Here is a 20,115-nt window from a genome sequence, read left to right on the forward strand (position 1 = left end):
CATTAACGTACCTTCAGCGTTGCCAGGCCAATCAGGACCAGCATCAGCGAGATAATCCAGAAGCGCACGATCACGCGCGGTTCCGGCCAGCCTTTCAGTTCATAGTGGTGATGGATAGGTGCCATACGGAAGATGCGCTGACCGCGCAGCTTGAAGGAGCCGACCTGCAAAATCACCGACAGGGTTTCGACGACAAATACACCGCCCATGATCACCAACAAGAATTCCTGACGCAGTAACACGGCGATAATGCCGAGCGCGCCGCCGAGCGCCAGAGAACCGACATCGCCCATGAAGACCTGAGCCGGATAGGTGTTAAACCACAAGAAGCCTAAACCGGCCCCGACAATCGCCGTACAGACGATCACCAGCTCACCCGCATGGCGTAAATAAGGAATGTGCAGGTAGTTGGCGAAGTTCATGTTACCGGTCGCCCACGCCACCAGCGAGAAGCCGCCCGCGACGAACACTGTTGGCATGATAGCCAGACCGTCCAGACCGTCCGTCAGGTTCACCGCGTTGCCGGTCCCGACAATCACAAAGTAGGCCAGCAGAATGTAGAAAATGCCGAGCTGCGGCATCACGTCCTTAAAGAACGGCACCACCAGCTCAGTCGCTGGCGTATCTTTGCCGGCCATATACAGGGCAAACGCCACGCCGAGCGCAATCACCGACATCCAGAAATACTTCCAGCGGGCAATCAGGCCTTTGGTGTCTTTACGCACGACTTTGCGGTAATCATCGACAAAACCGATGATGCCGTAGCCCACCAGTACCGTCAGCACGCACCAGACGTACGGGTTAGATGGGTAAGCCCACAGCAGAACCGACACCACAATCGCTGTCAGGATCATGATCCCGCCCATCGTTGGCGTGCCGCGCTTACTGAAATGCGACTCCGGACCGTCGTTACGCACGACCTGACCGAAGGATAATTTTTGCAAACGGGCAATCATACGCGGGCCCATCCACAGGGAGATGAACAGCGCAGTCAGCAGGCTGACGATGGCGCGAAACGTCAGATAGGAAAAGACGTTAAAGCCGGAGTAATACTTGACCAAATGTTCGGCCAGCCAAACTAACATGTTCCGTTCTCCTGTAGTGCGCAAACCACCTCTTCCATGGCAGCGCTACGTGAACCTTTCACTAAAATAGTGATGATTTGATGCTCTGCGACGAGTGCTTTCAGGCGCTCAATCGCTGCGGGTTTGTCGGCGAAATGCTCGCCCACGCCGCTGGCGTCGCTAATTGTTTTGCTGAGCGTGCCTACGCTTATCACGCAGTCGATCCCTGCCGCTTTTGCCGCTTCGCCTACCTGGTGATGACAGGCAACGGTTTCATCGCCCAGTTCTGCCATGTCGCCCACTACAAACACGCGGTAGCCCGGCATTTCTGACAGCACTTGCGCCGCTGCGGTCATCGACCCGACGTTAGCGTTATAGGAGTCATCCAGCAGCAACTGATTTTCGGCAAGTTCAATCGGGAACAGACGCCCCGGAACGGCTTTTAATGTGGCGAGGCCCGCTTTCACTGCCTTCAAATCCGCACCCACTGCCATCGTTAGCGCCGTGGCTGCCAGCGCATTGGCGATGTTGTGACGACCCGGTAACGGCAGCAGAACGTCGATATCGCCTACAGGCGTCTGCACGGTGAATTCGGTGCCGTGGCTGGTGACGTGAATGTTATTGGCGGTGAAATCACTGTTCGCCGCATTCGGTGAGAAGCGCCACACTTTGCGATCGCCAATAACACTCTGCCAGTTCAGCCAGTCGTTATTGTCCGCATTCAGAATGGCGATGCCGTCCAGCGGCAGACCCGTGAAGATTTCGCCTTTCGCTTTCGCAACACCGGCCAGAGAACCAAAGCCTTCGAGATGTGCCGCCGCCAGATTGTTAACCAGCGCCGCTTCCGGACGCGTCAAATCTACAGTCCAGGCGATTTCACCCTGATGGTTCGCCCCCAGTTCAATCACGGCATATTGATGTTCTTTGGTCAGACGCAGCAGCGTCATCGGCACACCGATGTCGTTGTTCAGATTGCCTGCGGTGTACAGCGTATTACCGCACTGGCTGAGAATGGACGCAGCCATCTCTTTCACCGAGGTTTTACCGGAAGAACCGGTTAACGCCACAACGCGCGTTGGCACCTGCTGACGAACCCATGCTGCCAGTTCGCCAAACGCCAGACGCGTGTCTTTCACGATGACCTGCGGCAAAGCGCAGTCGAGTTTACGACTCACCAACAGCGCGCCTGCGCCCGCTTCTTTCGCTTGTTCGGCAAAATCGTGTGCGTCGAATCGCTCGCCTTTCAGCGCCACAAACAGGCAGCCAGCTGTGATTTTGCGCGTGTCCGTGGTCACCGCATCAATCGTGGTGTCCGGACCTTGCAGTTCGCCGTTCAGGATCCCGGCGATTTGGCTTAGCGTAATGCTGATCATGCGACGACTCCCAGCAAACGCGCCGCAGTCACGCGGTCAGAATAGTCGAGGCGACGATTGCCCACGATCTGATAATCTTCATGGCCTTTACCGGCCAGCAGCACAACGTCGTTTTCTTTGGCCTGCATGATGGCAGCGGTCACCGCTTCGGCACGGCCTTCCATCACTTTCGCATGGCCCGCATCGAGCATACCGGCAAGAATATCGTTGATAATGGCGCGTGGCTCTTCAGTGCGTGGGTTGTCGTCTGTCACCACGGCGATATCCGCAAACTCTTCGGCAATCGCGCCCATCAGCGGACGTTTGCCTTTATCGCGATCGCCGCCGCAACCAAACACGCACCACAACTTGCCCGCGCAGTGCAGGCGAGCCGCTTCAAGCGCTTTCTCCAGCGCATCAGGCGTATGAGCGTAATCAACGACCACCGTCGGTTTACCCGGCGCGGTGAACACTTCCATACGACCACAAACTGGCTGTAAACGCGCAGCGGTTTTCAGCAAATCAGCCAGCGGATACTCCAGCGCCAACAGCGTCGCCAGCGCCAGCAGCAAATTGCTGACGTTGAAGGCGCCCATCAGGCGGCTTTCGATTTCACCGTGACCCCAGTTGGAGTCAAATTGAATGGTTGCGCCTGCGTCGTGATAACGCACCGCAGTGGCTTTCAGCCAACGTCCATGACAATTCGGATTGATATGATCTTCCATCGACACCGCGACGGCATCCGGCAATTTTGCCAGCCAACGGCGGCCCACTTCGTCATCGGCGTTGATAATCGCCTGACCAAAATGGTGCGTGGAATAGAGCATCCACTTCGCCGCTTCGTACTGTTCCATGTCGCCGTGATAATCGAGATGATCGCGGCTGAGATTGGTAAACACGGATGCGACAAATTTGAGCGCAGAGACCCGATGCTGAACCAGACCGTGTGAAGAGACTTCCATTGCGCCAAAAGTGGCGCCCTGCTCTGCCAGACCAGACAGCACATGCTGCACGTCTACCGCAGAACCGGTGGTATTTTCCGTCGGGATGACTTTATCCAGCAGGCCATTGCCCACGGTTCCCATCACCGCACTGGTTTCACCGAGCAACTGCGCCCACTGTGCCAGCAACTGCGTGGTCGTGGTTTTGCCGTTCGTCCCGGTGACGCCCACCAGACGTAACTGTTCAGAAGGCTGGTTATAGAAGCGCCCGGCCAGAGCCGACAAACGTTCGTTAAGCTGGCTGAGATAGATGACCGGCACACCGTGCATTTCACGGATTTCACCATCGGTGGCCTCATCTTTTGCTTCAGCAATAATGGCTGCCACGCCTTGCGCTATCGCCTGCGGGATATATCGACGCCCGTCCGCCTGATGACCTAAAACAGCCACGAAGAGATCGCCCGACGCCGCTACACGGCTGTCGAGTGTCATCTCTCGCAGTGCCCGCTCCGGTGCGCCTGGCACCCACGGAGCAAGAAGGTCGCGCAAATTACGATCTGCCACCTGTTCCCTCGCCTTGATTAGTCACAAATTCATTTCTTTCGCCCGTCGCCAGCGCATCCGGCTCGATGTTCATGGTGCGAAGAACGCCGCCCATGATGGCACCAAACACTGGCGCGGAAACGGCACCGCCGTAGTACTTACCTGCTTGCGGATCGTTAATCACCACCACTAACGCAAAACGTGGGTTACTGGCTGGCGCAACGCCCGCAGTGTAAGCAATGTATTTGTTGATGTATTTGCCGTCGGGTCCCACTTTTTTCGCCGTACCGGTTTTGATGGCGATGCGATAGCCTTTAATCGCTGCCTTCACGCCGCCGCCGCCAGGCAGCGCCACGCTTTCCATCATATGCACAACGGTACGAACAATAGGTTCCGGGAAGATACGTTCACCGGGAACCGGGGGATCAACTTTGGTTATCGACAGTGGGCGATAGAGCCCATAGCTGCCAATTGTCGCGTAGACTCGCGCTAACTGTAACGGCGTTACCATTAGCCCGTAGCCGAAAGAGAAGGTGGCCCTCTCTATGTCAGACCACCGTTGTTTTTGAGGATATAAGCCACTGCGTTCTCCGACCAACCCCAAATTGGTCGCCTTTCCCAATCCAAAACGTGAGTAAGTATCTACTAACGCTGAGGACGGCATCGCTAACGCCAGCTTGGAGACACCGACGTTACTCGACTTCTGTAGTACCCCGGTCAGGGTCAATTCACTGTAACGCCCCACGTCTTTGATTTCGTGGCCGTTAATTCGATACGGCACGGTATTTAACACCGTGCTTTCGTTGACGATACCGCGCTGCAAAGCGGTCATCACCACCATGGGTTTTACAGTTGAACCCGGTTCGAACACATCGGTGATGGCGCGGTTACGCATGACGTCTTTCGCCGTACCGGTAAAATTGTTCGGGTTGTATGACGGGCTGTTCGCCATCGCCAGCACTTCACCGGTATTCACATCGACCAGTACCGCACTGCCGGACTCCGCTTTGTTAAACGCCACGGCGTTGTTCAGTTCGCGGTAAACCAGAGCCTGTAAACGTTCGTCGATGCTTAACGCCAGATTATGCGCCGCCTGGCTGTCCGTGGACGAGATATCTTCAATGACGCGGCCATAGCGGTCTTTGCGCACGATACGCTCACCAGATTGACCGGTTAGCCATTTATCGAAGCTCTTTTCGACGCCTTCAATGCCCTGGCTGTCAACGTTGGTGAAGCCGATAAGGTGAGAAGTCACTTCGCCCGAAGGATAGTAACGGCGGGACTCTTCGCGCAGATGAATCCCCGGTAGCTTCAGCTTTTTGATGTAATCTGCCAAATCAGGGTTCACCTGACGTGCCAGATAAATAAAGCGCATACGCGGGTTGGTATTAATGCGTGACGCCAGCTGATCGAGCGGCATATTCAGCGCATCGGCCAGCGCCTTCCAGCGGTTATCGATGCTGACACCGCCCGCATCGTGCAATTCTTTCGGATCAGCCCAAATAGCTTTCACCGGCACACTCACCGCCAGTGGGCGACCAGAACGGTCGGTTATCATGCCGCGAGAAGTGGTCACTTCCTGCACGCGTAGGGAACGCATATCGCCCTGGCGCACCAGCATATCCGGGTTGATTATCTGCAACCAGGCCACGCGGCCCAACAAGAAAGCCATCGCCAGCAAAATACAGCCGCACAGCAACGCAAAACGCCAACCGATAAAGTTGGCCTGTGGTTCTTGACGTTTTTGTTTAAGCGTCTTTGCCGCTGCTTTCATGCGTCGCGATAATCCTTATTTTTGTACAACGATGTTTTCCTGGGAAGGATCGACATGCTGCATTTGCAGCTTCTCCGTCGCGATCCGCTCAACACGGCTGTGATCGCCGAGTGCATTCTCTTCAAGGATCAGGTTTCGCCACTCGATATCCAGAGCGTCGCGTTCCAGAACCAGTTGTTCACGTTGTGCTGTGAGCAAACGGGTGTGGTGCGCTGTCGTCACCACGGTTATCGCCGACAAAATAATGCAAATGAACAGGCAGAGTGGCAGCTTCCCAAACCGCAAAAGATCGTCGCCGATCACGCCAGGCAAAGCATGGCGCTCGTTGCTTCCTAACGACCCTTTCACTTTGCTTAGGGCTTCTGACACTCTGCTGATCATGCGTTCGTCCTCTCTGCAATACGCAGCACTGAACTACGAGCGCGTGGATTCTCTGCCACTTCTTCTTCGCCCGGCATCAACTTGCCTAATGCTCGCAACTGACGGCCACCCAGCTTCCTGAGTTGCTCTTCGGTCATCGGTAACCCTGCCGGAACTTGCGGACCGCGGCTTTGTTCACGCATAAAGCGTTTAACAATACGGTCTTCCAGCGAGTGGAAACTAATGATGGAGAGCCGCCCTCCCGGGGCCAGCACGCCGAGCGAGCTTTTTAGCGCCTGCTCTATTTCCTCAAGTTCACTGTTCACCCAGATGCGCACCGCCTGGAAAGTACGGGTCGCAGGATGTTTGAATTTGTCTTTCACTGGCATCGCCGCCGCAATCACCTGCGCCAGTTCTTTGGTGCGAGTCATGGGCTCAAGGCGATTACGCTCAACGATGGCGCGTGCGATGCGTTTGCCAAAACGTTCTTCGCCAAAGGTTTTAATCACCCAGGCGATATCGGCTTCGTCTGCATTCAGCAGCCATTCAGCGGCTGACTGTCCACGCGTCGGATCCATGCGCATATCCAGCGGTCCATCACGCATGAAGGAGAAGCCGCGCTCAGCATCATCGAGCTGCGGTGAAGAGACACCAAGATCAAGCAAAATACCGTCGATCTTGCCAACAAGATTACGCTCGGTGACATAGTCACCCAGCGCAGAAAAAGGTCCATGCACGATGGAAAAGCGAGGGTCATCGATGGCATTCGCCACAGCGATAGCTTCTGGATCTCTGTCGATAGCCAGCAACTGCCCTTGCGCGCCAAGCTGCGAAAGGATCAGGCGTGAGTGGCCACCGCGACCAAAAGTGCCGTCAATGTAAATACCGTCAGGACGAATGTTCAGGCCGTTGACAGCCTCGTCCAGCAGTACCGTTGTATGTTTAAAATTTTCCATCATTTTATAAGGACAAGTCCTGCAACCGCTCCGACAACTCTCCGGAGGCGGACTGCTCAGCATCGATATCTTCCTTGACCCGTTGATACCAGGTCGTTTCATCCCACAGTTCAAACTTGTTGAACTGTCCGACCAGCATCACTTCTTTCGTCAGTCCGGCGTGTTGCCGTAAAACCGGCGCAATCAGCAAACGACCGGCGTTGTCCATTTGACATTCGCTGGCATGTCCCAGCAACAGACGCTGTACGCGGCGTTCTGCGGGATTCATGCTCGACAGTCGCGACAATTTTTGCTCGATGACTTCCCATTCAGGCAGAGGGTAAAGCAGCAGGCATGGGTGATGGATGTCAATGGTGCAAACCATTTGACCTGTAGCGTTCTCAAGCAGCAAATCCCGGTATCGGGTCGGCACCGCTAAGCGCCCTTTGCTGTCGAGATTGACTAATGCAGCTCCACGGAACATGCCAGCCTCACCCCTTTTTCTCCACTTTCACCCACAAATCCCCACTAAAGGAGTTTACGGAGCGGAGGAAAAGCTTGTCAAGCCAGCACTGGTGCTATACGAGTTGAAAAACTCAATAAAGGGCACCAATATTCGCCCTGTTTAATTTCTGTCCAGCGAACGAGGCAAAATAACGTCATGAATAGTGGCAAGAAAAAAACCAACAGGTTCGTAACGATTTTGAACAACCCAATTTCACAAAGGTGAAAATATAAAGTGTCAGTTTGCGACGTGCGCGGCATTTTAGGACATTCTCTCCCGCGTTAATAGCCCTTGGCAGAACTGTTTCTACCAGCCGGAGGCCCGTAAAGCGTGAGGAAATGTGTGAGGATCGATGAAGTGACTGTTAATTCTGCAAAAGGCGACATGAATGTAACAAAACAATACAAAACGAACCGTTCTTTACTTTTTATTAACCTAAATTAATCCCGCTAAATCTTTTTATAACGAAAAATTAATAGAGAATGACGGAATTTTAGGGAATTGTCTGAATAAGAATTTTCATCTTTTTCTGGAGGAAAAGGGAAAGGCAATTTAACGCTATTGCCTTTCCTGAATGGCCTATCGGCGGCTGAGACTACCGCGACGATACAGATTACGACGAATTCGGCTGAGACCTGGTTTCGGCTTACGCGGTTCATCAAGGCTTGCCAGTACGATTTCCAGCACGCGTTCGGCTACATCGCGGTGACGTTGCGCCACAGCCAACACCGGACACTGAAGGAAATCGAGCAACTCGTGATCCCCAAAGGTGGCAATAGCCAGCTCAGAAGGCAGTTTTCCTTCACGACGCAACGTGACGTCCATGACCCCCTGCAGCAGCGCAAACGACGTGGTAAACAGCGCTTGCGGCATAGGATGCGTCTCCAGCCATTTTTCAAACAACTGTGCCGCGGCTTCACGCTCATAGCTGTTGGCGTAAAGATAATTCACTTCACGTGGGTCATCTTTCCAGGCCGTGCGGAAACCTTGTTCACGCAGGAAGCTCACCGACAACTCTGGCAATGCACCGAGATATAACACCGTATCCGCAGGAAATTTACGCAATTCAGTAGCCAATGCTTCGGCGTCTTCCTGATCCGCACCGACCACACTGGTGAAATGTTCACGATCGAGCGCGCGATCAAGTGCCACGATCGGGAAAGGATCGTTCGCCCAGCGTTGATAGAAAGGATGTTCAGGTGGCAAAGACGTGGAGACGATAATCGCATCCACCTGGCGCTGCAGAAGATGCTCAATACAGCGCATTTCGTTGTCTGGTTGATCTTCAGAACACGCGATCAGCAGTTGATAACCACGCTGGCGCGCCTGACGCTCAAGGTAATTCGCAATGCGGGTGTAACTGGTGTTTTCGAGATCAGGAATAACGAGGCCAATTGAGCGAGTACGACCCGCACGCAAGCCAGCGGCAACGGCGTTAGGATGATAGTTATGCTCGCGCACAACGGCCATGACCTTATCGACAGTTTTATCGCTGACACGATACTGTTTCGCTTTTCCATTGATCACATAGCTCGCCGTGGTGCGTGACACGCCGGCAAGCCGCGCGATTTCATCCAGTTTCACAATTGCCCCTTGCTTAAAATGTACGATCCATAACCATTGTTAAATCATGGAATAAATTCCATAACATCTAAGCGCAGAATGTCCACAGCGGCAACCGCTTTTATCGACACTTACCGCTGATTTCGCAAAAAAAAGCCCGACATCTGAGGTCGGGCTACGTATTTCGGAGGAAACGTAGGCTTATCGCATTATCTTGTCACCGCGGGACAAGCCAACGATGCCTGAACGCGCGACTTCTACTATCCGTGCGACATCGCGCAATGACGCCAGGAAAGCATCCAGCTTATCGCTGGTGCCCGCCAATTGGACGGTGTAGATAGATGGTGTGACGTCGATTATCTGCCCACGGAAGATCTCGGTATTGCGCTTTACTTCTTCACGCCCATAACCGCTGGCCTGCACTTTCACCAGCATGATCTCGCGCTCAACATGCGCGCCCTGCCCCAATTCGCTAACGCGCAAAACGTCCACCAGTTTGTGCAGCTGTTTTTCGATCTGCTCGATCACTTTCGCATCACCGACCGTCTGAATGGTCATGCGGGAAAGCGTGGGATCGTCGGTTGGGGCGACCGTCAGGCTTTCAATGTTATAGCCACGCTGAGAGAACAACCCAATCACGCGCGATAAAGCACCTGATTCATTCTCCAACAGGACTGATAGTATCCGGCGCATAATCAGGTTCTCTCCGTTTTGCTCAACCACATTTCATCCATACCGCCGCCGCGAATGTGCATCGGATAGACATGCTCGCTGCCATCGACAATCACATCCACAAAGACCAGGCGGTTGTTGCGCACCTGGGTCAGCGCTTCACTCAGCCTCGCTTCAAGCTCTTTCGGGTCGCTGATGCGGATCCCAACATGTCCGTAGGCCTCAGCCAGACGAACAAAATCAGGCAGTGATGACATATAAGACTGCGAATGGCGACCAGAATAGATCATGTCCTGCCACTGCTTCACCATTCCGAGATAGCCGTTATTCAGGTTAAGCACCAGCACAGGCAACTCATACTGAAGCGCCGTCGACAGTTCCTGAATATTCATCTGAATGCTGCCATCGCCGGTAACGCAGACCACCGTTTCCTCTGGAAGCGCCATCTTAACGCCCAGCGCAGCGGGCAGACCGAAGCCCATGGTGCCGAGACCACCTGAATTTATCCAGCGACGCGGTTTATCAAACGGATAATAAAGTGCCGCAAACATCTGATGCTGGCCGACATCGGACGTAACGTAGGCTTCACCGTTGGTCAGTTTCCAGATGGTTTCGATCACCGCCTGAGGCTTGATATGTTCACTCTGCGTGTCGTATTTCAGGCATTGACGCGCACGCCACTGCTCAATCTGCTGCCACCAGTCACGAATATCATCTAATGGCTGCGTCGTCGTTTCCTGCTCCAGCAACTCAAGCATCTGTTCCAGCACCTGACGCGCATCGCCCACAATCGGCACATCGGCAGACACAGTTTTGGAAATAGAGGTTGGATCGATATCGATGTGCAGCACGGTCGCGTTCGGGCAGTATTTTGCGAGATTGTTGGTCGTGCGGTCGTCAAAGCGAACCCCGACGGCAAAAATCACGTCGGAGTTGTGCATGGTCATGTTGGCTTCATACGTTCCATGCATCCCGAGCATGCCCAGCGCCTGCCGGTGAGTCGCCGGAAATGCGCCTAACCCCATTAATGATGAAGCGACAGGCAAATTCAGTTTTTCAATCAGCGTGCGTAATACCGCTTCGCTCGACGATGTAATCGCCCCGCCACCAACGTAAACCACCGGTTTTTTGGCTGCAATTAACGTTTGCAATGCACGCTTAATTTGGCCTTTATGGCCTGTTGTGGTTGGATTATAAGAGCGCATGCTGACCGCGTCAGGCCAGCTGTATGGCAGCTTATTGGCCGGGCTCAGAATATCTTTCGGTAGGTCAACCACCACCGGGCCAGGTCGACCACTGGCCGCCAGCCAAAACGCCTTTTTCAGCACGCCGGGGATATCTTCTGTTTGTTTGACCAGGAAGCTGTGTTTTACCACCGGGCGGGAAACGCCGACCATGTCGCACTCCTGAAAGGCATCGTAACCAATCAGCGAAGTCGCAACCTGTCCGGAAAGGATCACTAAGGGAATAGAATCCATATAGGCTGTCGCAATCCCGGTGATCGCATTGGTCGCACCGGGACCGGACGTCACCAGCACAACTCCGACTTCACCCGTCGCACGCGCCAGGCCATCAGCCATATGCACGGCGGCTTGTTCGTGGCGAACCAGCACATGATCAATTCCACCAACGGTATGCAGCGCATCATAAATATCGAGCACTGCGCCGCCAGGATAGCCAAATACCTGCTTCACGCCCTGATCAATTAACGATCGAACGACCATCTCGGCGCCAGACAACATCTCCATGCTTTGCCTCCAGGCTTGGTTAATGACGGCGAAACTCATTTTCGCATCGCCATACAACAGGGTTTTATCGCGCCCCATTGATTTTAGAATGACAGCATTTCCTTAACATAACCGCTCGCTCTCGGGCAGGCAATCAGCCATCTGGTCGCCTGAACAGCGCCATACAGAAGAAAAGAAAGATGCATTCACGCTAAATGGTGGAATGCTTCAGAAAGGAGAAAAGATGCTGGAAAAAACTCGGAGGAAAAGACAAATAGCAGGGGATCATGCATTTTTAATGCAGCGGTAAAAGACTCAAGGAAAACACATTAGAATAATATATCGATATTAAGCACATCAGCAGGATAAACCAGACACATTCGCATCTGGTTTACCGCTCAGAAATTAATGGCTGCACACCGACACCAGCAACTCCTCCATCCATTTATGACCTTTATCCCGGCCAGCGGCTTCATGCCACGAAAGGAAACAGGTTCGGCTGTTTAATTTCATCGGTAATGGCAAGATCTGAATATTAAGCTTATTAATAAATGTTTCGGCCAACCAGCGTGGCGCCACTGCCACCAGTTCGGTCTGTGACACAACATTTAATACGCTGACTAATGCCATACCTTGATAAGCAACGCGTGACTGTTTCTCTACCGTGTCATACCAGGGCTGGCTGAAAGAGGCATAACGTTCCAAAGAAACAACAGCATGCTCTTCACGATAAATATCACTTTCTTTCAGCGGCCCAACAAGTCGAGGATGGTTTGCGCTGGCAACCAGCACCATCTCATCTCTGAAAAGAGGGACACAGGCAAATTCAGGACGGCGGAACTCTTCATAACCGATTACAAACTCCAGCTCCTGGTAACGCAACTGGTGTTCTGTATTTTGATTTAAGCAGGACTTAAATACTAAATGGATATTCGGTGCGACCTCGTTCACATTATTAAGAATTAATGAGGTCAATGAATTATCTAATGGACTGCAAACACAAAGATTAAACACACGCTCACTGCTAACAGGCTCAAACCCTGACCCTGGTAACTCATTCTGTACTAATTGCAATGCCTGACGGACTGAACCAAAAAGTTGAGAGGCTCTCGCCGTGGGTTGAATCCCGCGCCCGTAGCGTACAAACAGTTCATCGTTGAACATCACTTTCAGGCGAGACACGGCATTACTGACGGCAGGCTGTGACATTCCCAACAGATGCGCCGCACGCGTAATATTCTGTTCCTGCATAACCGCATCAAATACTGTCAGTAAATTGAGGTCCACTGAACGGAGCTGTAGGCGAGCATGTTCCTGACCAGAACTTGATGGGGGGGCTTCTTTTTCAACGATCATACTTGACTCCACTGTCACACTTAACTCCCTTTACCTGGGTACAGCAATAAATACTGAGAATATGATTTAACACGCATATACATTCAGAAGAAGAGACACAGAGAAAATTAGGAATTTATAAAGTTCAACCTGCAGAGCAACAAGAACCGTGGTAAACAGGAGACTCAACCACGTTCAATTAACCGCCAAACAATAACGCGTGCTTTGTAGATGAATTTTAATCATAAACCAGGCAAATAAACAACAGCACTTTTGCACAAGACCAATTCGATATTCTTAATGCTGCAATTTAAAAAAACAGTTGCCACATAACAATTGATTATCAATTATCTATGAAAATTCCTAAATCCTACAATCTTACTTCATTAACTGTCACTATATCATTGCGTTACAAACGCAGCCCCAGCAATACTGTCCGTTTCCAGATGAAAAAAAATATTGTTGTTTGATTCATTTTATTAAAGACATGAATGATCCCTGAAATAATATGCGATAAAAAAAACCAACACTAGCACAATTAGCCAAAGAATTTTCTGATTAAAGCGTCAGACAACCACCTGGTCATCTCAGAAAAGATTGACATCAATCTGCATATCCAGTACCACTAATAGACATCGAATTCATCTGGAGCATGACGCAATGACACGCACCTCTCGTTTCACCAGCCTACTACTACTAAACGCATTCACTCTGCGCGGTAGACTGGTGGGCGACATTTTGCGTTAAGTCATCATCCAGTAAGACTAAAACCCGCGCCTTAGCGCGGGTTTTTTTATGCTCGTAGCAAGGCGACCAAAGACTGACAAGGACCTAAAACCATGAGCCAACAAGTCGTTATCTTCGATACCACCTTACGTGACGGTGAACAGGCATTACAGGCAAGTCTGAGCGTGAAAGAGAAACTGCAAATCGCGCTGGCCCTCGAACGTATGGGCGTTGATGTGATGGAAGTCGGTTTCCCTGTCTCTTCCCCTGGCGATTTCGAGTCCGTTCAGACCATTGCACGCACCATCAAAAATAGCCGCGTTTGCGCGCTGGCCCGCTGTGTCGAGAAAGATATTGATGTTGCCGCTGAATCGCTGAAAGTAGCGGAAGCATTCCGGATCCATACTTTTATCGCCACGTCGCCGATGCACATCGCCACCAAGCTGCGCAGCACGCTGGACGAAGTCATCGAACGTTCGATCTATATGATTAAACGCGCTCGCAACTACACCGACGACGTTGAGTTCTCTTGCGAAGATGCAGGCCGCACGCCGATTGAAGATTTGTCTCGCGTGGTTGAAGCGGCGATCAACGCTGGCGCTCGCACCATCAACATTCCAGACACTGTCGGCTATACCATGCCGTTCGAGTTCGCCAACATCATTTCCGGCCTGTACGAGCGCGTACCCAACATTGATAAAGCCATCATCTCCGTTCACACCCATGACGATTTAGGGTTGGCTGTCGGCAACGCCATTGCCGCAGTTCATGCAGGAGCACGTCAGGTCGAAGGCGCGATGAACGGTATTGGCGAGCGCGCGGGTAACTGTTCGCTGGAAGAAGTGATCATGGCGATTAAGGTCCGCAAAGACATCATGAACGTGCAGACCCGCATCAATCACAACGAAATCTGGCGCACCAGCCAGACCGTCAGCCAGATTTGCAACATGCCGGTTCCGGCAAACAAAGCGATTGTTGGCACCGGGGCCTTCGCCCACTCCTCCGGTATTCACCAGGACGGCGTGCTGAAAAACCGCGAAAACTACGAAATCATGACCCCGGAATCTATCGGCCTGAATCAGGTGCAATTGAACCTGACCTCTCGTTCCGGTCGTGCGGCAGTGAAACACCGTATGGATGAAATGGGCTACAAAGAGTCCGATTACAGCATGGACAATCTGTACGACGCCTTCCTGAAACTGGCCGACAAAAAAGGTCAGGTTTTCGACTACGACCTGGAAGCATTGGCCTTCATTAACAAGCAACAGGAAGAGCCAGAGCATTTCCGTCTGGACTACTTCAGCGTGCAGTCAGGCTCCAACGATATCGCGACTGCGTCGGTCAAACTGGCCTGCGGCGAAGAAGTGAAAGCCGAAGCCGCTAACGGTAACGGTCCGGTTGATGCGGTTTACCAGGCCATCAACCGCATCACCAACTTCAACATCGAACTGGTGAAATATGGCCTCACCGCGAAAGGCCACGGCAAAGATGCGCTGGGCCAGGTGGATATTGTTGCGACATACAACGGTCGTCGTTTCCACGGCGTTGGTCTGGCGACAGACATCGTCGAATCCTCCGCCAAAGCGATGGTTCACGTGCTGAATAACATCTGGCGCGCCAATGAAGTTGAAAAAGAGTTGCAGCGCAAAGCGCAGAATAACGAGAACAAAAAGGAAACCGTGTAATGTCGAAGAATTACCATATTGCTGTTTTGCCGGGCGACGGTATTGGCCCGGAAGTGATGGCGCAAGCCCTGAAAGTCCTGGAAGCCGTTCGTCAGCGTTTTGATATGCGCATCACCACCAGCCACCATGATGTGGGCGGTATCGCCATCGACAAGCATGGGAAACCGTTGCCGCAGGCGACCGTCGAAGGCTGTGAGCAGGCCGATGCAATCCTGTTCGGCTCCGTAGGCGGCCCAAAATGGGAAAACCTGCCACCAGCAGAACAGCCTGAGCGCGGCGCGTTACTGCCACTGCGTAAGCACTTCAAACTGTTCTCTAACCTGCGTCCGGCCAAACTGTACCAGGGGCTGGAAGAGTTCTGCCCACTGCGCGCCGACATCGCCGCCAACGGTTTTGACATTTTATGCGTGCGTGAATTGACGGGCGGGATCTACTTCGGTCAACCGAAAGGTCGCGAAGGCAGCGGTCAGCACGAAAAAGCCTTCGATACCGAGGTGTATCACCGGTTTGAAATCGAGCGTATCGCGCGTATCGCGTTTGAATCCGCCCGTAAGCGTCGTCACAAAGTGACCTCCATTGATAAAGCGAACGTCCTGCAGTCCTCCATTTTGTGGCGTGAAATTGTCAACGAAATCGCCAAAGAGTACCCGGACGTTGAGCTGGCACACATGTACATCGACAACGCCACCATGCAGTTAATTAAAGACCCGTCGCAGTTCGACGTGCTGCTGTGCTCCAACCTGTTTGGCGACATTTTGTCTGACGAATGCGCGATGATCACCGGTTCAATGGGGATGTTGCCTTCCGCCAGCCTGAACGAGCAAGGTTTTGGTCTGTATGAGCCAGCAGGTGGTTCAGCCCCGGATATCGCAGGCAAAAATATTGCTAACCCTATTGCGCAGATCCTTTCCCTGGCGCTGTTGCTGCGCTACAGCTTGAATGCCAATGATGCCGCCGACGCTATCGAAAGCGCCATTAACCGCGCATTAGAAGAAGGAGTGCGCACAGGTGATTTGGCTCGCGGCAACGCGGCTGTCAGTACCGATGAAATGGGCGACATCATCGCCCGCTATGTAGCTCAAGGGGTGTAATCATGGCGAAGACGTTATATGAAAAATTGTTTGATGCGCATATCGTGCACGAAGCGCCAAACGAAACCCCATTGCTGTATATCGACCGTCATCTGGTTCACGAAGTGACCTCACCGCAGGCGTTTGACGGCCTGCGCGCGCACCATCGTCCGGTGCGCCAGCCGGGCAAAACCTTCGCGACGATGGATCACAACGTTTCCACGCAGACCAAAGACATTAATGCGTCCGGTGAAATGGCCCGCATTCAGATGCAGGAATTGATCAAGAACTGTAACGAATTCGGCGTTGAACTGTACGACCTGAATCACCCGTATCAGGGCATCGTGCACGTGATGGGCCCAGAACAAGGCATTACCTTGCCGGGCATGACCATCGTATGTGGCGACTCGCACACCGCGACTCACGGTGCGTTTGGCGCACTGGCGTTTGGGATCGGCACCTCCGAAGTTGAACATGTTCTGGCCACGCAGACCCTGAAACAGGGCCGCGCCAAAACCATGAAAATCGAAGTCAACGGTAAAGCCGCACCGGGCATTACTGCGAAAGACATCGTACTGGCGATTATCGGCAAAACCGGCAGCGCTGGCGGCACGGGTCACGTAGTGGAATTCTGCGGTGATGCCATTCAGGCGTTAACCATGGAAGGCCGCATGACCCTGTGCAACATGGCGATTGAAATGGGTGCCAAAGCGGGTCTGGTCGCACCGGACGAAACCACATTTAATTATGTGAAAGGCCGTCTGCACGCGCCGAAAGGCCAGAACTATGAAGACGCCGTTGCCTACTGGAAAACGTTCAGCACCGACGAAGACGCGAAATTCGACACCGTTGTGACCTTGCAGGCCGAAGAAATTGCGCCACAGGTTACCTGGGGAACGAATCCGGGCCAGGTGATTTCTGTCAACGACAGCATCCCTGATCCTGCTTCGTTCGCCGATCCGGTGGAACGTGCAAGTGCTGAAAAAGCGCTGGCATATATGGGCCTGAAACCGGGCGTACCGCTGACCGACGTCACCATCGACAAAGTCTTTATCGGTTCTTGCACTAACTCCCGTATCGAAGATTTACGCGCCGCTGCGGAAATCGCTAAAGGCCGTAAAGTCGCTCCAGGCGTGCAGGCGTTAGTGGTGCCAGGCTCCGGCCCGGTGAAAGCGCAAGCCGAAGCGGAAGGACTGGATAAGATTTTCATCGAAGCCGGTTTTGAATGGCGTTTACCAGGCTGCTCCATGTGCCTGGCGATGAACAACGACCGTCTGAATCCGGGCGAGCGCTGCGCATCCACCAGCAACCGTAACTTTGAAGGCCGTCAGGGCCGTGGTGGTCGCACGCATCTGGTTAGCCCGGCGATGGCCGCAGCGGCTGCCGTTACCGGCCATTTTGCCGACATTCGTAGCATGAAATAAGGACCGCATCATGGCAGAGAAATTTACCCAACACACTGGCCTGGTTGTCCCTTTGGATGCGGCTAACGTAGATACTGATGCAATCATTCCTAAGCAGTTTTTGCAGAAAGTAACCCGCACCGGTTTTGGCGCGCATTTGTTCAACGACTGGCGCTTCCTCGACGACAAAGGCGAGCAGCCCAATCCGGAATTCGTGCTGAACTTCCCGGAGTTTAAAGGCGCATCCATTTTGCTGGCGCGTGAAAACTTTGGCTGCGGCTCCTCCCGTGAACACGCTCCGTGGGCGCTGACCGACTACGGCTTCAAAGTGGTGATTGCCCCAAGCTTTGCCGACATCTTCTACGGCAACAGTTTCAACAACCAGTTGCTGCCAGTCACCCTGAGCGATGAACAGGTCGACGATCTGTTCATACAGGTGCAGGCAAATCCGGGCATGACGTTTGAAGTGGATTTGGAAGCGCAGGTGGTGAAAGCAGGCGATAAGACTTACAGCTTTAACATCGACGCCTTCCGCCGCCACTGCATGCTGAACGGTCTGGACAGCATCGGGCTGACGCTGCAACACGAAGCGGCTATTTCCGAGTACGAAAACAAACAGCCTGCGTTTATGGGCTAACGTGCGGGGCTTCGGCTTCGCAAAAAGGGTTCGCCGATGCGAACCCTTTTTATTTTCAGGTACCGCTGAATTTACTGTCCAGCGATTACGGTTTTACTCGCTTCCCTGCTTCATCAATCACACTTTCACCATCTTCCTTCGTGAAGGCCCCTTTCTGTGACTCAGGCAGAATATCAAGCACGACCTCCGAAGGACGACACAGCCGGGTTCCGAGCGGTGTCACAACGATGGGACGGTTAATCAGAATGGGGTGGTCGAGCATAAAGCCCATGAGTTGCTCATCGCTGAATTTATCTTCCGCAAGGCCCAGTTGTTCGTAAGACTCAACGTTCTTACGCAGCAGAGCACGTACAGAAATCCCCATATCGGCAATAAGTTTAACCAGCTCATCATGGGACGGCGGCGTCTCAAGATAATGAATGATGGTCGGTTCAGTGCCGCTGTTGCGGATCATCTCCAGCGTATTACGCGACGTGCCACAGGCCGGGTTGTGATAGATCGTTATGTTGTTCATATCAGTATCTCATTACAGGGTGACTGAAAGCCGCAGCGCCAGCGCAGTCAGAGTGACAAACAGCACAGGTAGAGTCATGATGACGCCCGTGCGGAAGTAATATCCCCAGGTGATGGTCATATTTTTCTGTGACAGCACATGCAACCACAACAGAGTCGCCAGGCTGCCAATCGGCGTGATTTTTGGCCCCAGGTCGCAACCAATGATATTGGCATAGATCATTGCCTCTTTAATGACGCCTGTTGCGGTACTCCCGTCTATCGACAACGCGCCAATCAGTACGGTTGGCATGTTATTCATCACCGATGACAAAAAGGCCGTCAGGAAGCCGGTGCCAAACGTCGCAGACCACAATCCGTGTTCTGCCAGCACATTCAGCACGCTGGAAAGGTATTCCGTCAGCCCCGCGTTTCTCAGCCCATAAACCACCAGGTACATGCCCAGAGAGAAAATAACAATCTGCCACGGCGCGCCCCGTAAGACTTTCCCGGTATTGATGGCATGGCCTCTTTTCGCAACGGCAAACAAAATCACAGCACCGACAGCGGCAATCGCGCTGACAGGGATCCCCAGCGGTTCAAGCACAAAGAAACCGACGAGCAAAAGCACCAGCACAATCGCCCCCGCTTTGAAGGTTGCGGGGTCTTAAATTGCGCTGGCGGGTGCTTTCAGAAGCGCAACGTCGTAAGTCGCGGGAATATCACGGCGAAAGAAGAGATGCAGCATCACCAGCGTGGCGGCAATCGCGGCGATATCGACAGGCACCATCACCGACGCATATTGCGTGAAGCCAAGTCGGAAGTAGTCAGCCGAGACTATGTTCACCAGATTAGACACAATAAGCGGCAGGCTCGCGGTATCAGCAATAAACCCAGCGGCCATCACAAACGCCAATGTCGTTCCTTTGCTGAATCCCAGCGCCAGCAGCATGGCAATCACAATCGGCGTCAGGATCAGGGCTGCGCCATCGTTAGCAAACAACGCGGCCACCGCCGCCCCCAGCAGCACAATCCAGGTAAACAATAAACGCCCGCGACCGTTGCCCCAGCGGGAAACATGCAACGCCGCCCATTCGAAAAAGCCCGACTCATCAAGCAACAGACTGATGATAATCACGGCGATAAATGTCGCCGTCGCGTTCCAGACGATATTCCACACCACCGGAATATCGCCCACATGAATAACCCCAGTGATCAGCGCCAGCACCGCACCAATACTGGCGCTCCAGCCAATATTAAGCCCTCTGGGCTGCCAGATAACCAGTATCAGCGTCAGTAAAAAAATAGTCCCGGCCAGAATCATCTTCGGC

The 20,115-nt window shown here is 53.0% G+C and carries 17 protein-coding genes and 1 pseudogene; 5 read left to right on the top strand and 13 right to left on the bottom strand.

Annotation, left to right across the window (positions count from 1 at the left end; translation table 11 throughout):
- Positions 1 to 2 precede the first annotated feature (2 nt).
- From mraY to leuO, 11 genes are all read right to left on the bottom strand, one after another.
- The gene (gene mraY / locus VH187_RS02740; RefSeq protein WP_329699947.1) at positions 3 to 1,085 is read right to left on the bottom strand and encodes a phospho-N-acetylmuramoyl-pentapeptide-transferase; all 1,083 of its coding nucleotides are present in this window, start codon (positions 1,083 to 1,085) and stop codon (positions 3 to 5) included.
- Complete coding sequence (gene murF / locus VH187_RS02745; protein WP_329699948.1) at positions 1,079 to 2,437, bottom strand: UDP-N-acetylmuramoyl-tripeptide--D-alanyl-D-alanine ligase; 1,359 nt, start codon at positions 2,435 to 2,437, stop codon at positions 1,079 to 1,081. Before murF ends, mraY begins: the two co-directional genes overlap by 7 nt.
- Positions 2,434 to 3,921 carry a UDP-N-acetylmuramoyl-L-alanyl-D-glutamate--2,6-diaminopimelate ligase gene (gene murE / locus VH187_RS02750; RefSeq protein WP_329699949.1) on the bottom strand — a complete coding sequence of 496 codons (1,488 nt, stop codon included), beginning with the start codon at positions 3,919 to 3,921 and terminating at the stop codon, positions 2,434 to 2,436. The genes murF and murE overlap by 4 nt, the downstream gene beginning before the upstream one ends.
- Positions 3,908 to 5,674 carry a peptidoglycan glycosyltransferase FtsI gene (locus VH187_RS02755; RefSeq protein ID WP_329699950.1) on the bottom strand — a complete coding sequence of 589 codons (1,767 nt, stop codon included), beginning with the start codon at positions 5,672 to 5,674 and terminating at the stop codon, positions 3,908 to 3,910. Before VH187_RS02755 ends, murE begins: the two co-directional genes overlap by 14 nt.
- Before the next feature lie 15 nt (positions 5,675 to 5,689).
- Positions 5,690 to 6,055 (bottom strand): cell division protein FtsL, encoded by a 366-nt coding sequence (ftsL, locus tag VH187_RS02760; RefSeq protein WP_110510760.1) that lies wholly within the window; start codon positions 6,053 to 6,055, stop codon positions 5,690 to 5,692.
- Positions 6,052 to 6,993: a 16S rRNA (cytosine(1402)-N(4))-methyltransferase RsmH gene (gene rsmH, locus VH187_RS02765; protein ID WP_329699951.1), complete on the bottom strand. Its 942-nt coding sequence runs from the start codon at positions 6,991 to 6,993 to the stop codon at positions 6,052 to 6,054. Before rsmH ends, ftsL begins: the two co-directional genes overlap by 4 nt.
- 1 nt (position 6,994) lies before the next feature.
- Positions 6,995 to 7,453, bottom strand: coding sequence for a division/cell wall cluster transcriptional repressor MraZ (gene mraZ / locus VH187_RS02770; protein WP_329699952.1), 459 nt, complete (start codon positions 7,451 to 7,453; stop codon positions 6,995 to 6,997).
- A 600-nt stretch (positions 7,454 to 8,053) separates the two neighbouring features.
- Positions 8,054 to 9,058 carry a catabolite repressor/activator gene (gene cra / locus VH187_RS02775; RefSeq protein WP_329699953.1) on the bottom strand — a complete coding sequence of 335 codons (1,005 nt, stop codon included), beginning with the start codon at positions 9,056 to 9,058 and terminating at the stop codon, positions 8,054 to 8,056.
- Positions 9,059 to 9,238: 180 nt separating this feature from the next.
- The gene (gene ilvN, locus VH187_RS02780) at positions 9,239 to 9,730 is read right to left on the bottom strand and encodes an acetolactate synthase small subunit (protein WP_329699954.1); all 492 of its coding nucleotides are present in this window, start codon (positions 9,728 to 9,730) and stop codon (positions 9,239 to 9,241) included.
- A 2-nt stretch (positions 9,731 to 9,732) separates the two neighbouring features.
- Positions 9,733 to 11,457, bottom strand: a complete 1,725-nt coding sequence (gene ilvI, locus VH187_RS02785; protein WP_329699955.1) for an acetolactate synthase 3 large subunit — start codon at positions 11,455 to 11,457, stop codon at positions 9,733 to 9,735.
- Between the two features lie 384 nt (positions 11,458 to 11,841).
- On the bottom strand, positions 11,842 to 12,792 hold the full coding sequence (gene leuO / locus VH187_RS02790) for a transcriptional regulator LeuO (protein ID WP_329699956.1): 951 nt from the start codon (positions 12,790 to 12,792) through the stop codon (positions 11,842 to 11,844).
- 639 nt (positions 12,793 to 13,431) lie between these two features.
- Between leuO and leuL the strand changes: the two genes are divergently transcribed.
- The 5 genes from leuL (at position 13,432) to leuD (ending at position 18,292) form a co-directional block, all read left to right on the top strand.
- Positions 13,432 to 13,518, top strand: a complete 87-nt coding sequence (gene leuL, locus VH187_RS23430; protein WP_414713897.1) for a leu operon leader peptide — start codon at positions 13,432 to 13,434, stop codon at positions 13,516 to 13,518.
- Between the two features lie 92 nt (positions 13,519 to 13,610).
- A complete protein-coding gene (leuA, locus tag VH187_RS02795) occupies positions 13,611 to 15,182 on the top strand; it encodes a 2-isopropylmalate synthase (RefSeq protein ID WP_329699957.1) in 1,572 nt (523 codons plus the stop codon).
- The gene (gene leuB, locus VH187_RS02800; RefSeq protein ID WP_329699958.1) at positions 15,182 to 16,273 is read left to right on the top strand and encodes a 3-isopropylmalate dehydrogenase; all 1,092 of its coding nucleotides are present in this window, start codon (positions 15,182 to 15,184) and stop codon (positions 16,271 to 16,273) included. The genes leuA and leuB overlap by 1 nt, the downstream gene beginning before the upstream one ends.
- Before the next feature lie 2 nt (positions 16,274 to 16,275).
- Positions 16,276 to 17,676 (top strand): 3-isopropylmalate dehydratase large subunit, encoded by a 1,401-nt coding sequence (gene leuC / locus VH187_RS02805; RefSeq protein ID WP_329699959.1) that lies wholly within the window; start codon positions 16,276 to 16,278, stop codon positions 17,674 to 17,676.
- 10 nt (positions 17,677 to 17,686) lie between these two features.
- Positions 17,687 to 18,292: a 3-isopropylmalate dehydratase small subunit gene (gene leuD / locus VH187_RS02810; RefSeq protein ID WP_329699960.1), complete on the top strand. Its 606-nt coding sequence runs from the start codon at positions 17,687 to 17,689 to the stop codon at positions 18,290 to 18,292.
- Between the two features lie 85 nt (positions 18,293 to 18,377).
- Here the strand turns inward: leuD and arsC are convergent, their stop codons facing one another.
- On the bottom strand, positions 18,378 to 18,806 hold the full coding sequence (arsC, locus tag VH187_RS02815; protein ID WP_329699961.1) for a glutaredoxin-dependent arsenate reductase: 429 nt from the start codon (positions 18,804 to 18,806) through the stop codon (positions 18,378 to 18,380).
- A gap of 12 nt (positions 18,807 to 18,818) precedes the next feature.
- A pseudogene (locus VH187_RS02820) lies at positions 18,819 to 20,108 on the bottom strand (arsenic transporter).
- Positions 20,109 to 20,115: the final 7 nt, after the last annotated feature.

The organism is Scandinavium sp. (genome assembly GCF_036271055.1).
Lineage (GTDB): Bacteria > Pseudomonadota > Gammaproteobacteria > Enterobacterales > Enterobacteriaceae > Scandinavium.

Coding starts and splice junctions, on each gene's coding strand:
- mraY (WP_329699947.1), bottom strand. CDS start 1,085: ATGTTAGTTTGGCTGGCCGAACATTTGGTCAAGTATTACTCCGGCTTT.
- murF (WP_329699948.1), bottom strand. CDS start 2,437: ATGATCAGCATTACGCTAAGCCAAATCGCCGGGATCCTGAACGGCGAA.
- VH187_RS02755 (WP_329699950.1), bottom strand. CDS start 5,674: ATGAAAGCAGCGGCAAAGACGCTTAAACAAAAACGTCAAGAACCACAG.
- ftsL (WP_110510760.1), bottom strand. CDS start 6,055: ATGATCAGCAGAGTGTCAGAAGCCCTAAGCAAAGTGAAAGGGTCGTTA.
- rsmH (WP_329699951.1), bottom strand. CDS start 6,993: ATGATGGAAAATTTTAAACATACAACGGTACTGCTGGACGAGGCTGTC.
- mraZ (WP_329699952.1), bottom strand. CDS start 7,453: ATGTTCCGTGGAGCTGCATTAGTCAATCTCGACAGCAAAGGGCGCTTA.
- ilvN (WP_329699954.1), bottom strand. CDS start 9,730: ATGCGCCGGATACTATCAGTCCTGTTGGAGAATGAATCAGGTGCTTTA.
- ilvI (WP_329699955.1), bottom strand. CDS start 11,457: ATGGAGATGTTGTCTGGCGCCGAGATGGTCGTTCGATCGTTAATTGAT.
- leuO (WP_329699956.1), bottom strand. CDS start 12,792: ATGATCGTTGAAAAAGAAGCCCCCCCATCAAGTTCTGGTCAGGAACAT.
- leuL (WP_414713897.1), top strand. CDS start 13,432: ATGACACGCACCTCTCGTTTCACCAGCCTACTACTACTAAACGCATTC.
- leuA (WP_329699957.1), top strand. CDS start 13,611: ATGAGCCAACAAGTCGTTATCTTCGATACCACCTTACGTGACGGTGAA.
- leuB (WP_329699958.1), top strand. CDS start 15,182: ATGTCGAAGAATTACCATATTGCTGTTTTGCCGGGCGACGGTATTGGC.
- leuC (WP_329699959.1), top strand. CDS start 16,276: ATGGCGAAGACGTTATATGAAAAATTGTTTGATGCGCATATCGTGCAC.
- leuD (WP_329699960.1), top strand. CDS start 17,687: ATGGCAGAGAAATTTACCCAACACACTGGCCTGGTTGTCCCTTTGGAT.
- arsC (WP_329699961.1), bottom strand. CDS start 18,806: ATGAACAACATAACGATCTATCACAACCCGGCCTGTGGCACGTCGCGT.